The 16,946-nt window shown below is 73.2% G+C and carries 5 protein-coding genes (1 of these 5 running past the window's edge); all 5 read right to left on the bottom strand.

Features of this window, described 5'->3' with window-relative positions; all coding sequences use genetic code 11:
• Positions 1–11: 11 nt before the first annotated feature.
• Tightly spaced (at most 60 nt apart), the 5 genes in view from AAC134_RS08055 to AAC134_RS08035 form a layout consistent with a single transcriptional unit that may run on beyond the window.
• Complete coding sequence (locus AAC134_RS08055; RefSeq protein ID WP_339948559.1) at positions 12–2,021, bottom strand: translocase; 2,010 nt, start codon at positions 2,019–2,021, stop codon at positions 12–14.
• A complete protein-coding gene (locus AAC134_RS08050; protein WP_339948558.1) occupies positions 2,014–4,158 on the bottom strand; it encodes a PqqD family peptide modification chaperone in 2,145 nt (714 codons plus the stop codon). The genes AAC134_RS08055 and AAC134_RS08050 overlap by 8 nt, the downstream gene beginning before the upstream one ends.
• A gap of 4 nt (positions 4,159–4,162) precedes the next feature.
• Positions 4,163–6,055, bottom strand: a complete 1,893-nt coding sequence (locus tag AAC134_RS08045; RefSeq protein WP_339948557.1) for an efflux RND transporter periplasmic adaptor subunit — start codon at positions 6,053–6,055, stop codon at positions 4,163–4,165.
• A gap of 11 nt (positions 6,056–6,066) precedes the next feature.
• The gene (locus tag AAC134_RS08040; RefSeq protein WP_339948556.1) at positions 6,067–6,387 is read right to left on the bottom strand and encodes a DUF3467 domain-containing protein; all 321 of its coding nucleotides are present in this window, start codon (positions 6,385–6,387) and stop codon (positions 6,067–6,069) included.
• 60 nt (positions 6,388–6,447) lie between these two features.
• Positions 6,448–16,946, bottom strand: partial view of a calcium-binding protein gene (locus AAC134_RS08035; protein WP_339948555.1) — the end only. It continues 22,177 nt past the right edge of the window; 10,499 of the gene's 32,676 nt are visible here — the last part of the coding sequence; its start codon lies off the right edge, out of view — the gene reads right to left on this strand; the stop codon is at positions 6,448–6,450.

Here is a 16,946-nt window from a genome sequence, read left to right as displayed (position 1 = left end):
ACGCGCAAATCCTATTCCATCTGGCCCGACAGCGCGAGCATGTCGGCCAGCCGCTTGTCGGTTTCGAGCAGGTCGCGGCGCATCACGGCGTGGGCGTGCTCGACCGCCTTCTGGCGGGCGCGCAGCAGGCGCGCCGCCGCCCGCTCGCCCACGGCGCCCGGCAGCAGGGCCAGCGCCAGGCTGGCGAGCGCCCGGGCGGGGGCGGCCGCCCTGCCCTGCAGCAGCTCGTCGTCGAGACTGAGGAACGTCTGCACCCGGCCCGGATCGCCCTGGCGTCCGCAGCGGCCAGCCAGCTGCAGGTCGACGCGGCGGCTGTCGTGACGCTCGGCCACGATCACGTGCAGGCCGCCGGTCTCGGGCACGCCGGGCCCGAGGCGGATGTCGGTGCCGCGCCCGGCCATGGCGGTCGCGACCGTCACCGCGCCGGGCACGCCGGCGCGGGCGATCTTCTCGGCCTCGTCGGCGTCCTGCGCGGCCGACAGCACCTGGTGGGGCGCCCCCAGCGCCGCGAGGCGGGCCGACACCGCCTCGGCCGCGGCGACCGAGCGGACCCCGAGCAGGACCGCGCGCCCCTCGGCCTGAAGGCGGGCGATCTCGCCGGCCAGCGCCCGGTCGCGCGCCTCGCCCGAGCGCCAGACCCGGGGTCGGTCGACGCGGCGGGCGTCGGGACGATGGGTGGGGATGCGGTCCACCGGCAGGCGGTAGACCGACCAGAACTCCCAGGCGGAATCCCGCGCGGTGCCGGTCATCCCGCACAGGCGGTCATAGCGGCGGAAGAAGCGCTGGAAGGTGATGCGCGCCTCGGTGCGGTGGGGGGGCGAGGGCTCGAGCCCCTCCTTGAGCTCGATCATCTGGTGCAGGCCGTCCGACCAGGTGCGATCGGGCTGGGGGCGACCGGTGAACTCGTCCACGATGGCGATCTTGTCCTCGCGCACGATGTAATGCGCGTCGCGGCGGAACACGTGGTCGGCGGCCAGCGCCTGGACCACGGCATGCTCGCGGATCACCGGCACGCGGAAGGCGCGGGGCGCGTCCTCGTCCGTCTCGGCGAGATCGTCGAGCAGGTCGCGCCCCCTGTCGGTCAGCTCCACCCGGTCGCGGCGGGGCGAGAGGCGATAGTCGCGCCGCTCCTCCAACGCGGCCGCGACGGCGCGGGCGTGGCGGAAGAGCGCGAGGTCGGCGGGATCGGCGCCCTTGCCCGAGATGATCAGCGGGGTGCGGGCCTCGTCGATCATCACGCTGTCGGCCTCGTCCACCACCGCCACATGCAGGCCCCGCATGCGCAGATCGTCCGGCGCCTCGCGCCCGATCAGCCGCTCGGCCTTGCGGCGCAGGTTTCCGGGGCGCCGGCGCAGGTGGATGCGGTCGCGCAGGTAGTCGAAGGCCAGATCCTTGCCCGAGGCGTGGACCACGTCGGCGGCATAGGCGCGCCGCCGCGCCTCGGGCGGCTCGTCCGGGCGGATCGTGCCCACGCTCAGGCCCATGCGGGCGTAGAGGGGGGCCAGCTCCTCGCCGTCGCGCGCGGCGAGGTATTCGTTGGCGGTCACCACATGGACCGGCCGACCGGCGAGCGCATGGACCACGGCGGTCAGCGCCGCGACCAGGGTCTTGCCCTCGCCGGTGCGCATCTCGGCCACGAAGCCGCGCAGGAGGGCGCGCGCCCCCTGCATCTGCACGTCGTAGGGCCGCCGCCCGAGGCTGCGCCAGGCGGCCTCGCGCACATGGGCGAGGGCGGGGGCCAGGATCTCGTCGGCGGGATGGGTCCGGGCGCGCAGGCTCTCGCGCAGGGCGGGGAGGCGGGCGTCGAGTTCGGCGTCGCTCAGCGCCTCGAACCCGGGCGCAAGCGCCGAGGCGCGGGCGAGGAACCGCGCGGGACCCGCCGCGCGCAGGCGGGCGAGGCGCGCGGTGACCGGCGCCGCCGCGCGCCGGCCCCAGCGGTCGAGCGCGGCGTCGATCTCGTCGCCGCGCTCGGCATAGGCGACCGGGTGCGGCAGGCGCAGGGGGAGGGCCGCGTCAGACATTGAAGCGCGCCAGGAACAGCTGCCGGGCGGCGCGCCAGATGCGCGGGGCCAGCGGCTCAAGGCCATGGTCGAAGCGCAAAAGCGCGCGCTCTCCCACCATCTCGACCGGCAGCGGGTCGAGCGGGGCCACGTCGAAGCGGAAGGCGACGTCGAGCGTCGCGAGCCCATCGGGGTCGGAGGGCAGCGTCGGGAACGGGCCCCCGGCGGCGGTCGACAGGGCGCGCGAGGGCAGCCGCGCCTCGCCCTCGGGGGCCGCGCGCAGGATCGCGGCGGGGATCTCGCGGTCCAGCTGACGCTCGAACCGCAGGGCGACGGCGCGGGTGTCGCCGCGCACCAGCTCCGCCTCGGTCTCGGGCACGGCGATCGAGAGCACCACGGGCTCATCCGACAGCAGCCAGCCCACGGTCTCGCCCTTGGCGAGCCACTTGCCCAGCAGCCGGTCGGCGTCGCGGATCACCACCCGGCCCGCGGCGGGGGCGAACAGCTCGAGCGCGGCGGCGCGCTGACGGATATCGGCGACGCGGGCCTCGAGATGCTCGACCTGCACGCGGAACAGCTCGGCCTGCACCCGGTCGAGCATCAGGACCGAGCGCAGGCGCAGGCGCATCTCGGCCAGGCGCGACTCGAGCAGGCGGGTCTCGGCCGCGAGCGCGGGATCCTCGAGCGTCAGGATCGGCGCCCCGGCCGCGACCTTGCCCGAGGGGGCGTGCACGGCGGCGACAAAGCCCCCCGCGCCCGCGCGCAGGATCCGGTCCTCTTCGATCCGCACCACGCCCTGGGCGATCGAGGCGTGGGGCAGCGGCACGGCGAAAAGCCCCGCCGCGATCGCCCCCAGGACAACCCCGACCGCCGAAACCGCGCGCACCCGGCGGCCGCGAAGCGCGGGCGAGGCGACGACATGCCAGGCGCCCTTCATCAGCGGCCACAGGAAGGCGTTCGACAGCGACCACACCGCCAGCGCCGCGCCGATGAAGAAGAACTTGGTGGCCACGAACAGGCTGATCGCGACCGCGATGAACAGGCGATAGACGAAGGCCGCAACGGCGTAGAGGACGAACCAGGCCGCCTCGCCCCGCGCCGTGACCACGCTGTCGATGTCCTTGCGGCCGAAGGCACAGCGCTGCACGAGATTGAGGACATGCCGGTTCGCCCGGGTGCCGAGGTTGGGGATCTCGACCAGGTCGCACATCACGAAGTAGCCGTCGAAGCGCAGCAGCGGGTTGCCGTTGAAAAACAGCGTCGAGACGCCCCCGATCAGCATCACGTTGAAGCAGAAGGCGCGCAGCAGCCCCGGCTCGAGCTCGACCCACGTCAGCGCCGCGAGGGCCGCGAGCGCCAGCTCGACCATGATCCCCGCCCCGCCCACCACCGCGCGCCGCCACTTCGAGGCGAAGGCCGAGGAGGCCGAGGCGTCCACATAGGGCACCGGGATGAACACCAGGAACATCACGCCGACCTCATGCACCTCGCCCCCCCAGACCTTGGAGGCGTAGGCGTGGCCCAGCTCATGGATCGTCTTGACCAGCGGGTAGGCGATGGCGACGAGGGCGAGGTTCTCGACCGTCAGCACCCGGTCGGCGAGGCCCGAGGTCAGCGGCGCCCAGTTCAGCGCCGCGACGACCCCGCCCCAGACCAGCAGCGCCACCCACGCCAGGAATCCCCAGACCGTGAAGATCGGCCGCGCCAGCCAGGCGGTCGCCGCGAGGAACCGGTCGGGATCGAGCAGCGGCAGCCGCATCGCCATCGGATTGCGGATGCGCATCAACAGGTTGCGGCGGGCCTGCGTCTCGGCCCGCCGGGCGAGCTCATCGAGGTCGGGCGTCGCCCCGCCCGCCACCAGGTCCGAGCTGTGGAGCTGCGAGAGCAGGCGGATCACCTCGTCCTGGGTGGGGGGATCGTCCTCGAACCGCTCGCAGGCGGTCTCCCAGATCTCGGCCACGGAGCGCCGGCCGTTCATCAGGTTGAGCATCAGGTTCCCGGCCGGCCCAACGCGGTGATAGCGGCCGTTGTGGCGGTCCTGGACGATGTGCCAGACGCCGCCGCGGAACACCTGGCGGTGGATCTCGACATGGGCCGCGAGGCGCGGCTTGAGGTCGGCCACCCGGTACCAGTCCGACGAGAGGAAACCCCTGGGCATGGCCTCAGAACGCCCAGGGCGCCCAGCGCCACGCGGTCAGGCGGGCCCAGTCGACCAGCGGACGCATCCAGATGGCGATCAGGCGACGCTCGTCGACGGAGATGCGCCCGGCGCCCTCCATGCCGGGCGCAAGGCGATGGGCGTCGCCCAGCACGCGGGCCTCGACCTCGAAGGTGGTGGCGCCCTCGGCGTAGCGGGCGACGGGAGTGACGGCGACGACCTCGATGTCGAACGGGCGGTCGGGCAGCGCGGCCACCAGCAGCGAGCCCCCCTGCCCCGGCGCGATGTCGGCGATGCGGCGTTCGTCGACCTGCATCACCACCCGCCAGCTGTCGAGCGGGGCGACGTTCAGCAGGCTCTCGCCCCGGGTCACCGCGCCGCCGATGGACTGGGAAAGATCGCCAGAGACGATCACCCCGTCGAAGGGCGCGCGCAGCTCGGAGCGGGCGATGCGGGCGTCGACCAGCTCGATCTGCGCCTCGGCCTGGTCGATCTGGGTGGACTTGATGCGCGCCTCGGCCCGGTCGCGGCGGGCCAGCGCCTGTTCGTACTCGCGCACCCGTCGCTGGCGCTCGGTCACCAGGCGCAGGCGTTCGAGCGCGAGGTCGCCGGCGTCGAGCCGGGCCAGCAGATCGCCCGCCGCCACCCGGTCGCCGGCCCGCGCCGGGGCCTCGGCGAGGAACCCGTCGAAGGGGGCGACGACGGCGCGCTGCACCTCGCCCTCGACCACCGCGTCGGCCGAGACGCGGTAGGGCGCTTGCGCCAGCCAGAAGAAGGCGACAACGGCGAGGACCGCCAGCACGCTCAGCTTGCGCGCCAGCCGGCCGGGCCCCAGCAGCCGCCCGAGATGGGCCGCCACCGCGTCGCCCGCGCGCTGGATCAGCCACCGGTCGTTGGCGCGCTTCTCCTCCAGCACGGGGGCGAGGACGGTGACAGAGGCCTCGAGCGTCTCCGCCTCGGTCTGCGTGAACGCCCGCTCGGCCGGGCGCTCGAAAGTCACGGCGCCGACATAGCGGTCGACGGCGTAGAGGGGGACGACGAGGACGTGCCCCGCGCCATGCGCGCGGGCCAGCGCCGCGGCGGCGCGGGTGGCGAGCGGCGCCTCGGCGGTGGCCTCGGGGTGCAGGGTGACGGCGCGCTGGTCGATCGCCTCGTCCATCGCCGCGGCGATCAGGCGGACAAGATCCATGCGCCGGCCGAACTGGGCGGCGTGGGAGATCGCGCGCACCCGGGTCGTGCGCCCGCGGCGCAGGCCGATGGCGACGCGGTCGCACTGGAAGCGGGCGGCGAGGTCGGTGGCCGCGGCCCGGGCTGCGGTCTCGAACCCCTCGCGCTCGGCGGCGGCGACGACAACGTGCAGGGCGTGGCCGACCTGGGCGTAGCGGGTGCGCTCGGCCTCCGCGCGCTCGGCGCGGGCCGCGTCGCGCAGCCAGGCGCAGGCCCATTGCAACGAGCGCATGGCCCGGCGCAGCGCGTCGGGGCTCTGCGGCGCCAGTTCCAGCACTCCGGCGCCGCGGGCCTCGCCGTCGATCAGGATCGGGACGGCCACGGCCACGGGCGCGCCCGATGCCGCGTCCGGCCCCCCGGCCCCCCCGCGCACCACGCCGCGGCCCTGCGCGATGGCGCCCTCGGCCGCGGCCAGCGCCTCGGAGGACGGCAGGCGGGTCGGGGGGTCGGAGGCGAGCACCCGCAACGGGCGGCCGTGGCCGGGGTCGACCATCACCGCGGCCGCCTGCGCGCCGCGGATCCGGGCGACGGCCATCGGCGCCCAGGCCTCCGCCGTGGCCTGCAGCCCCTGGGCCGCCGAGAGGCGCGACCACAGCGCCGCCTCCGAGCGCTCGGGCGCGGCCTCCTGTGCCGCCCGGGCGGCGGAGGGGGGGTCGGCGGGACCGTCCATCGCGGCTCGCCTCAGCCGCCGTCGACCTTGAGGGCGCCGTGGCGCTGCTCGTACTCGCGCAGCACCCGGGTGAGGATCGCGTGCAGCCGCTTGGCGGCGAGCGGCGTCAGGATCATGCGGTTGGTGAGCTCGACCTTCAGCGCCGCGTCATCCTTGATGTTCCAGGTGCGGTTGGTGCCGAAGAACAGCTCGATCTGTTCCCGCGTGCCCTGGATGTTCACGACATTGGCGAAGTTCGTCGCCATGCCCGCGTCGTCCCACTCGATCGAGGAGTCGCGGCGGGCGGCTTCGCCCTGCGGCCCCGTCGAGGCGTCCGCGTCGCCGTTCTTCATCTTTGCCCCCTGCCCGCCTTGCCGGCGGTTGATATCGGTGTTGGTGGGTGGCCGCGCGGCCTAGTCATCGTACCAGCGATGGCCCTTTCCGTCTTGACTGTGCTGGTCCGAGGGCGGCGGCGGGGCCACGCCCTCATAGATCCAGGCGTCGTCGGCCTCGTCCGCCCAGCCGCCCGGCGGGCGCTGCTCGAGGTCGTCGATCACCCAGATCCCGCCCAGCCTGTCGACATAGGCAAAGACCGACCCGTCGGCGTCGAGCAGCGTGTAGAGCGCATCCTCCCGCGGCGGCGCGGTCGGCGCGGCGGCGCTTTCCACGAAGCTGTCGGTGGTCTCGTCGTAGACGTAGGTCCCCCCGCTCGGCGGCGTGCAGGTCTTCTTCCAGCCGTGGCCGGAGATCGTGCCCTCGAGGTTGATGACAATCTCGCTCGACTCGATCGCCGCGATGATCTCGCCGACCGAGGCGCGCTCGGCCGTGGTGGCCGAGATCGGCGGCTCGAGCCGGTCGTCGCGGGTCTCGGGCGGCGAGGCGCGGCCGGCCTCGCGGCGCATCTCCTCGACCCAGGCGGCGGGATCGAGATCGCGATTCGTCCCCGCCGGGTCGACGATGCGCGACCCGGCGCGGTCGAGATCCCCGCCCCAGGCGCTGAACCACGGCCCCAGGTTGAAGTCGGGCGGCGGGCCGTCCCAGTCCTCGTGATCGTGGTGGGAGCCCTTGATCCGGTCCTGCCCCGGGCCGCCGAACAGCGAGTCGTCGCCGCTGTCGCCGTCGAGGTCGTCGTCCCCAAGCCCCCCCATCAGGATGTCGTCGTCGTTGCCGCCGTCGAGTTCGTCGTCGCCCTCGCCGCCGACCAGCAGGTCCTCGCCCTTGCCGCCCTCGAGCTCGTCGTCGCCGAGCCCCCCCAGCAGCAGGTCGCGCCCGTCGTCGCCGTCGACACAATCGTCGCCCTCACCGCCGTCGAGCAGGTCGTCGCCCCGGCCGCCCTCGAGGTGGTCGCGCCCGGCCTCGCCCAGCAGCACGTCGTCGCCGTCCGCACCCTCGATCCGGTCGTCGCCGCCCCGGCCCGCCAGCGCGTTTGCCCGGTCGTTGCCCTCGATCCTGTCGTCGAACGCGGAGCCGGCGACATCCTCGAAGCCCTCGTCGGTGAAGAGCTGCACGGCGAGGTTCAGGTCGCCGTTGGTGCGGTGGCCGTTGACCTCCTGCTCGCCGCCGTCGTCGAGATCGATCTCCACCTCCGCGCCGAACTCCGAGAAGTCGAGGCGGTCGTGGGGGTCGTTGACGCCGGGGTCGTGGTCGCCGGATTCGATCAGGCGGTTCGTGCCCAGGCCCAGCCCCTCGAACCCGAAGGTATCGTTGCCGAACTGGCCGTAGATCACGTCCTCATCGGCGTCGCCCAGCAGGCGGTCGTTGTCGCCGACGCCTTCGTTGCGCAGCTCCAGCCCGAACAGCTCCCACGGGTTGAAGTGGCTGTGGCCGTAGCCGTAGCCGTTGCCGTGGCTGTAGTGGCACTCGCCGATCTTCTTGACGTGGCCGAGGCCGTTGCCCTTGCCCTCCTGCCAGTCGGCGCCGATCAGGCCGGTGGGTTCGATCCCCGTCAGCAGCACCCGCGCGCCGTCGGCGAGGATCAGGTCGCGGCCCTCCCCGCCCCGGATCACGTCGCCCAGCACGTCGTCGAGGTCCGAGCCGCCGTCGCTCGCGCGTCCGGTGGTCCCGCCGATCAGCAGGTCCCGGTCGCCGCCGCCGCGGATCACGTCGTCGCCGCCCTGGCCGGGATCGGTGGCGAACACCTCGTAGGTCTCGCCCTCGAACCGGCGGCCGACGCCGTCGTCGCCCAGCACCACGTCGCGGTCCCAGTCGCCGCCGAGCGTCCCGGCCGAGCGGTCCACGGCCGCGTCCTTGTCCGCCCCGCCGACCACCTGGATGCCCGCGATCGAGGGGGTGGCGTCGTGCTTGCGGCCCGGATCCTCGACCCGCACCGAGAAGGCGTCGCCCGTCACGTTGCGGAACACCACGTAGTTGCCCGCGGCGGGCGCGTGGGGATCGGTCGAGCCGCCCTCGACGAATGTCCCCGCGAAGGTCGCCCCCTCGGGATCGTCGAGGTAGTAGGACACCCCCCCGCCGGTGATCCGGCGCACCGAGTCGTCGTGATGCGAGGCCTTGCGGTCGTCCGCGTCGAGATAGACGTAGACGTCGTAAACCCCCGGGAACACCTCCGACAGGCCGGTCAGATGGGCCTCGAGCGTGTCGCGGCCCGAGCCGTGGGCGTAGCCCTCGAACAGGCGGGCGTTCTGGGTGTCGGGGTCCACGATCTCGTCGTGGCTGTCGACGTCGGCGGCGTCGGGGCGATGGTCGTCGAGGTCGATCCCCCACTGCAGCGTCACCCCGCCCGCGTCCGCGCCGTCGTTCAGAACGAAGCCGGTGGCCGTCTGCGAGTCGGCGTGTCTGGAGCCGTGGCTTTCCCCGAACAGCCAGTCGAACAGGCCCCAGTCGGCATAGCCGTCGCGCTTGCCGTGGCCGGGCTGCTCGGAGTGCAGGTTGTTCCAGTTGTCGGCCTGCACCACGCCGGCCACCCCGGTGACCATGCCCTTGTCGACGTCGGCCCCGAAGTTGAAGCTCAGCACCTGCACGTCGCCGAGGTCGTAGGCCTGCTCGACCCCCGCCCCGATCTCGTCGTCCGCGGCGCCGCCGATCACCAGGTCATTGCCGTTGCCGGTCAGGATCAGGTCGTCGCCGCCGATGGTGGGGAACAGCGAGCGGATCTCGCGCAGCTCGCCGCCCTGGATCGTGCCGCGGCCGTGGTCGCCCACTACCACGTCGTCATCGAGCGCGCCGCGGCTGGGGTCGCCGAAGGCCTCGATGCGGTCGTCGCCGAGCCCGCCGATGACCACGTCGCCGCCGCCTCCGGTCAGGATCACGTCGTCGCCGCCGAACAGGGGATCGGTGCTCTCGATCCGGTCGATCGGCAGGGCCTGGCCCACCACCTGGATGCCGCTGATCGCGGCCTGCGTGTAGCGAGAGCCGTCGGCCGTCGCGATGCGCAGGTCGAAGACGTCGCCCGTCACATTGCGGAACACCACATAGGAGCCGGTCTGCGCCGCGTCGGGGTCGGTCGAGGAGACCTCGACGAAGGTCCCCGCGAACGTGTTCCCGTCCGGATCGTCGAGATGGAACGTCGTCGTCCCGTCCGAGAGGCTGCGCACCGAGGACCCGCTGCGCGAGTCATGGTCGTCGGCGTCCAGATAGACGTAGACGTCGCTGCTCGAGAAATGCGCCCCCAGCCCGCTGATGGTGACCGCGATCTCCTCATGGTCGTCGGCGGCGAGGTAACCCTCGAACAGGCGCTCGTCCTCGGTGCCGGGGTGGCGGATCTCGGAGTGGGTCTCGTCGTCGAGATCATCCTCGTCGCCGTTGGCGCGCACCCCGCGCCAGGCGATCGCCACGCCCGCGGCGATGGCGCCGTCGTCGAACTCGATCAGTTCGGTGGGCGCGTCGCCGAAGACCGCCGGGCCGTCGCCCTCGAGGTTGTTCCAGTTGCCGGCGGGAACGGCCCCGGCCACGCCGGTCACGTTGCGGTCGGGATGGCCGGCGCCGAAGTTGAACGACACGATCCGCTCGCTCTCGCCCGCGTCGAACGCGCCGGTCCCCAGGAAGGTGACAAAGCCGTTGTCGCCCAGCACCGTGTCCTCGGCGTCGTCGTCGGCCGCGGTGGTCAGCGAGGCGACCAGGATGTCGTCGCCCGTGCCGCCGAGCACGATGTCGGGGCCCGAGCCGGCGATGGCGACGTCGTTGCCGCCATGCGCGGCGAAGGTCGTCTCGATCCGGTTCAGCTCTCCGGCCTCGGTGAAGGTGGCCCGCCCGTTGTCGCCGACGGCCACGTCGGCGGCGGAGTCGCCCGGGTCGATGGCGTTGTAGTCGCCCGCCGCCACCAGGGCGACGATGACCGCCACATCAGCCGAGCCCCCTGCCGATGCCGCGAGGATCAGGTCCGCCTCCGCCCCGCCGATGACGATGTCCGCGCCCAGCCCGGTGGTGATCACGTCGTTCCCGCCGTGGCCGGGATCGATGCTCTCGATCAGGGTCAGCACGCCGGCGGCGTTGAAGATCGCCTCGCCATTGTCGCCGACCACGATGTCGACGGCCGCATCCTCGCCGCCCGCCAGCACCAGGTCGTCGCCAGAGCCGGCAAGCACGAGGTCCGCCCCGTTCCCGGTCAGGATCAGGTCGTCGCCGCCGTGCAGCGGATCGGTGGTGGCGACCCGGCGCAGCAGGCTCTCGGGGGAGGCGGGGTCGAAGATCGCCACGCCGTTGTCGCCCAGGACCACGTCGTTGTCGGCGCCCCCGGCCGCCGCGATGATGTCGTCGCCGACGCCGCCCAGCACGATGTCGGGCCCGTCGCCGGTGACGATGATGTCGTCGCCGCCCTCGGCGGGGGCGGTCGTCTCGATGCGCGCCAGCTCGCGCGCGTCGGTGAAGATCGCCTGACCATTGTCGCCCACCACCACGTCGGCGGCGTCGTCGCCGGGGTCGATCGCCTCGAGCTCTCCGGCCCGGGCGAGGGCCACGATCGCGTCCACGTCGGCCTGCTCGCCGGCGGTGGCGGCCAGGATCACGTCCGCCCCCGCGCCGCCGATGACCACGTCCGCGCCGGGGCCCGTGGTGATGACGTCGTCGCCGCCCGAGGCGGGGACCGTGCTTTCGATGAAGGTCAGGATGCCCGCGGCGTTGAACACCGCGCGACCCTGGTCGCCGACCGCCACGTCGGCGGCGGCGTCCGCGCCGCCCGCCAGGATCAGGTCGGCGCCGAGCCCCCCGATCACCACGTCCGCGCCGCCGCCCGTCAGGATCACGTCGTCGCCGCCATGCTCGGCCTCGCCCGGGACCCCGGGGTCGGTGGAGCGGACTTCGCGCAGCACGCTCTGCGGGCTGGCGGGGTCGAAGATCGCCTCGCCGTTGTCGCCCAGAACCACGTCCGCGTCGGCGCCGCCGCCGGCCACGATCACGTCCGCGCCCGAGCCGCCCAGCACCACGTCCGCGCCGTCGCCCGTCACGATCAGGTCGTCCGCGCCGTATTCGGGCGAGGTCGTGCGCACCAGCACGATCTCGCCGTCCTGCGTGAAGAACGCCTCGCCGTCGTCGCCCACCGCCACGTCGGCGGCCGCGTCGCCCACGTCGACGCCCGCGTAGTCGCCGGCCTCGATCCGGGCGACGATGGCCTCCACGTCGGCGGTCTCGCCGGCGGTGGCGGCCAGGATCACGTCCTCGCCCGCGCCGCCGAGCACCACGTCCGCGCCCCCGCCCGCGGTGATGGTGTCGCCCGCGCCCTGGTCGGGGTCGGTGGTGCGGATCTCGACCAGCGTGCCCGAGGCGGAGAAGATCGCCTCGCCGTCGTCGCCCACAACCACGTCGATGGCGTCGTCCGAGCCGCCGGCCAGGATCCGGTCCGCCCCGCCGCCGCCGAAGGCCACGTCGCGCCCGTCGCCGCCGCGCAGGTCGTCCTCGCCCGAGCGGGTCGGGGCGAGCGTGGCCACCCGGTCGACCCGGGAGATGTCGCCGTCGAGCGTCCCGAACTGCGCCAGTCCGTGGTCGCCGATCAGGATGTCGGCGCCCTCGCCCGCGTCGGCCGTGTCGTCGCCCAGCCCCAGGATCACGATGTCGTCGCCCGCGCCCGCGTCGACGCGGTCGTTGGCGCCGTCGTCGAAGCTTGTGCTCTCGACCTGGGTGACCTGGCCGGTGTCGGAGAGCCTCAGCGTGCCCGGAACCTGGGCGATCAGGCCGAAGTCGCCCAGGATGATGTCGCGGCCCTCGCCGCCCTCGATGCTGTCCTCGCCCGGCGCGCGGGCGTCGGCGCTGGCAAGGCTGGGGGTGGGGTCGGCGAAGTCGACGACCATCAGCTCTCGGGTGACGAGATCGACGATGAAGCCGTCGTCGCCGTAGATGTGATCGTCGCCGCCCAGCCCGCGGATCAGGTCGTCGCCGCCCCCGCCCGCCAGCTGATCCGCCGCGGCCGAGCCGACGAGGGTGTCGTCGCCCGCCCCGCCGTAGGCCGCGAAGCCCACCGCCGCGTCGGGGTCGATCGCAAGGCCCGAGGCGTCGATCGTGTCATTCCCCCCGCCGTCGAACACATACCCCCCGCCGGTCGGCGCGCCGCCCGCGAAGTCGTAGCCGGTCCCGTCGGCGTCGGTGTCGCCATGCACCACCAGCAGGCTGTCGGGTCCCGCGCCGCCGGTGACAGTGATGGAGTCGTCCCCGCCGCCGCCGCGGATCACCGTGATCGGCGCCACCGCCTCGCCGGTCCCGTTCGGGCCGGTGGTGCGGTCCGAGCCCTCGGTCGTGGTCTGCACGAAGAACGTGTCGTCGCCCGAGCCCAGCAGCACGTCGACCGTCTCGAGGCCGGAGAAGGCGATGCCCTCGGCGAAGGTGGTCAGCTCGGACCCGTCCTGCGCCTCGGAGACGTCGAAGGTCCGCACCCCGGTCCCCATGCCGAGCCCGTTGACCAGGGTGAAATCGGCCCCGCTGGGGTTCTGGCCCGCCGTCACGCCCTGCGCGTCGAAGACCGCGCCCGCGGTCGTCATCCAGCCGGTGTCATCGGTGTCGGAGCTGTCGTTGAAGATCTCGAGGCTGTCGATCTGCTCGCTTTCGTCCAGCGAGATCTCGAGGTCGACCGGCGCCTCGGGCGTCTCGGTCGGCAGCATGATCGCGACCTCGAGGCTGCGGTCGGCCTCGGTCGCGCCGCCCTCGATCACCAGCGGGCCGCTCAGCTTCGAGAGAAGATGCGGCTCGGTCGGGAAGGGCTTGGTCGCATAGCTGCGCTCGCCGGCCACGAAGTCCGGGTCGGCCTCGAGGCTCACGACGACGTCCTGGTCCCAGGTGTCGGCGTCGAACGCGATCACGCCGACCTCGGCGAAGAGGCGGCCCGCGGTCATCGTTCCCGCGCTCAGCTCCACCCCGCCCGCGAAGGTCAGGGTCAGCCCGTCCGAGGAAATGGCGACGATCTGATAGCGGCCGTCGTTGGCGCCAGCCCCCTCGATCTCGATCACCAGCCCGACCGTGAAGCCGTCGGCCCGCCAGTCGCCCGAGGCGCGCGAGACGGTGGGGGTCTCTGCGTCGGGGGCGAAGGTCAGCGTGGCGGCGGCGGCGTCGGTCGCCGCGATCTCTTCGAGCGTGACGCGCCCGTCCTCGATGAAGCGGGTCTGGCCGTCGGCGAAAAGGCGCACCGTGACCGGCTCATCCGGCTCGGCGGCGAGGCGCACGAGGTAGGTGTCGGACTTGCCGCCCGTCCCGTCGACAGGGGCGTAAACCACCGTGTCGCCGTCGGTTTCGCGGATCACCACGCCCGGGCCGTCGCCGTCGATCACCTCGACGCGCAGCGTCTCCTCGGAGACCGAGGCGAAGGCGGCGCCGTCGGAGGTCACGACGTGAACCAGCGTCAGACGCTCGGGGTTTTCGCGCGTGTCGTCGGCGTCGGCGGCGACGATCACGGTCTGGGCCACGTCCCAGTTGCCGTCGTCAAAGGTCAGCGCCAGCCCGTCGCCCGAGGCCGCGCCCGCGCTCAGCGTCAGCTCGTCGGCCTGCGCCTCGAGGCCAGACGCGTCGAGATCGATGGTCACCGTGACCGTCTCGTCCGCGTCGGGGGTGCGGCTGAGGCGGACCGTGTAGGCGTCGTCGAAGCCCTCGGCGCCCTCCAGCACCTCGGTGGCGCCGTCGCTTTCCTCAAGGATCAGGTAGGCGCGGTCGTTGTCGTCCACCGTCACCTCGACGTTGGCCACCGCGACCCCGTCGAAGGTCGCGTCGTCCGAGGCGACCGAGTGGCTGACGAAGACCGTGCGGCGGCCCTCGTCGGCGGCGTCGTCCACGGCGCGGATCTCGACCGTCTGCTCGAGGTTCCAGTTCGCGGCGTCGAACTCCAGCACCAGCGCGTCGGTCCAGGCGCCGCCGTTGGCGCGCACCAGGATCGTGTCGGCGGGCAGAGCCTCGATCGTGACCCCGCTCAGGCCCGCCGCCGCGCTCAGCGCCACGTCGTCGGCGCCCGAGGCCAGCGTCAGCGCCCCCGCGGTCACGCCGGTCACCTTGTAGACGCCGTCCTGCCCGTCCGTGCCGGTCAGGCGCACCGACATGAAGCGGTCGAACCCGTCGTCGAGGAAGCTGCCGCCGTCGCCCCGCGCGATCCCGTAGGCCGAGAGGCTGACCGAGGCTGGCGAGACCGAGGGCAGGACCTGGTCGCGATCCTCGGAAGACGACCGCGCGGCCGAGACGGTCACGAAGACCGGCGCCGCCACCGGCGCCACGGCGAGCGAGACGGTGTAGTCGTCGATGGTCCGCCCCTCCTCGGAGACCGCGGCGAAGCCGTCGGAATTCTCCTGGCTGATCTGGACCACGCCGAGCGTCGCGTCCGCGACCGTGGTCCCCAGCCCGTCCACCGGCACGCCGTCCCAGTCCGCGTCCTCGCTGTGCGTGGCGTGGTTGATCAGGCCGGCGCGTCCGTCGACCTCGGCCGAGACGATCTCGCCGGTGACGTCGCCCGCGACCTTGAAGCTGTCCGAGCCCAGGCCCCCGATGATCCTGGTCACCGCCTGCTCTGCGGTCGAGAGGATGTAGAAGGTGTCGTCGCCCTCGAGCCCGTCGATCTCGATCGACTCCTCGGCGCCCGAGATGGTGACGTTGAGGCCCGCGCCGAAGACGCCGTCTTCGGTGATCACGAACTCGTCCCCGAACTCCGAGCCGAGCGCGACGACGGTGTCGAAGCCCGCGCCGCCGTCGATGTCGACGGGGGCGTTGATGTTGTACTCGATCTGGTCGTCGCCCGCGCCCGCGGCGATCTGGGAGCGGATCTCGGCCGTGGTCTGGCCGTCGGCGAGCTTGACGAAGGCGCGCACCACGAAGGTGTCGTTGCCGGCCTCGCCCTCCATCCGCAGCACGGCCTGATTGGAGTAGACGTTGAAGATGTCGGCGCCCGAGCCGCCGTAGATCACGGTGGCGTAGGAGATGCCCCTCGACAGCCACCCGCGGGTGATCCGGGTCGAGGCGATGTCATCGCCCGCCGCGACGCCCATGTTCCCCGCGATCGGCTCGACCCCGAAGATCTGGCCGATCTGGAAGTCGTCGCTCCCGGCCCCGCCGTCGAGCGTCATGATCGCCGAGTTGTCGTCGGAGACGAACAGGTCGTCCGCGCCCAGCCCCTCGAGCGTCAGGCGGCCGTCGATCGAACGGTCGTAGTTGATCCGCTCGACCGTCGCGGGCCGCGCGCCGGCCCCTTCGAGCCCGCGGGCCTGGTCGGGCGTGCCGTGCATCAGCGCCACGAAGTTGGCGCGCGAGAGGAAGATGTCGCTCTCGCCCGTGCCGCGGACCACCATCGCGTCGGCCCCGTCGCCGCGCCCGCCGCTGTCGGAAACGTCGATGGCGTAGTCCACGCCCGCGTCGCGCCCGGTGATCGAGCCGTGGGTCTGGATCAGGATGTCGTCGGCCCCGGCCCCGCCGTCGAGCCGCAGGCTGTCGTCGGCGTCCTGGGTCGACAGGCGATCGATGAAGATCAGGTCGTCGCCCGCCCCGCCCAAGACGGTCGCCGCCCCGTCGATGTCGCGCATCTCGTCGAGCTCGATCAGGTCCTCGCCGCCCTCGCCCGCGATATGGATTCCGGGCGCCGAGAGCGTGGCCTGCGTGAAGCTCAGACGGTCCTCGCCGGCGCCGCCGTGGATCGTGATCGCCTCGCCCGCGGAGATCTCTCCGGTGACGTCCAGCGTGTCGTCGGCATCGCCCAGCGACATCAAAACGTCGCCCGTCTCCGCCTCGAGCGCGCCCACGATGCGCACCGCGTCCTCGCCCCCCCGGGTGGAGAGCGAGACGTCGCGCGAGGCGGTGATCGAGGCGGCCGCGGCCACCACCACCAGGTCGGAGGCCGAGCCGGTCAGCAGCGTCACATCGCCGGTGGAGGCGACGATGTCGCCGAAGATCCTCAGCGCGTCGCCCGTGGCGGGGTCCGCGTCGCCCGCGTCCGTCTCGATCGCGACGTCGTCGCGCGCCAGGATCCGCGCCCCGGCCGAGAGGGTGACGTCGTCGCCCGCCTCGATCAGGACCGAGCCGCTGTCGGCCTCGACCGTCACGCCGGGCGCAATCAGCACGAAGTCGGCCTCCGCATCGGCGGAATCGCTGGCGGTGATGACAATGTCCCCGCCCGAGGTGGCGACGCCGGCGGCCGGCGCCGAGGTCGAGGTCTGATCGGCGCTGATCGTGATCGGCGAGGCGGCCGAGATCACGATGTCGCCGCCCGCGATCTGGCCGACCGCGGTGGGGTCGGCGAAGGCGCCGGCGGTCAGTCCGCCCAGCGCCCAGTCGTCGACCTCGAGCGCCTGGTCGTTCGCGACATGGGTCGAGCCCTGCACAGAGCGGGTCTGCAGCAGGTCGATGCGCGCCAGGATCGGGGCGCCCTGCGCGCCGATGTCCTGGGCCGCCACCAGATAGAAGGCGTCGCCGAGGATGTTGCGCCCGCTCCAGGTCGGGTCGCCGGCGTTGATCGAGCCGGTGGTCGCGACGATGAAGGCGCCGAGGTCCCCCGTGCCGGTCAGTT

The sequence above is a fragment of the uncultured Albimonas sp. genome (assembly GCF_963977235.1).
Taxonomy (GTDB): domain Bacteria; phylum Pseudomonadota; class Alphaproteobacteria; order Rhodobacterales; family Rhodobacteraceae; genus Albimonas.
This window is presented reverse-complemented; position numbering and strand designations above follow the sequence as displayed.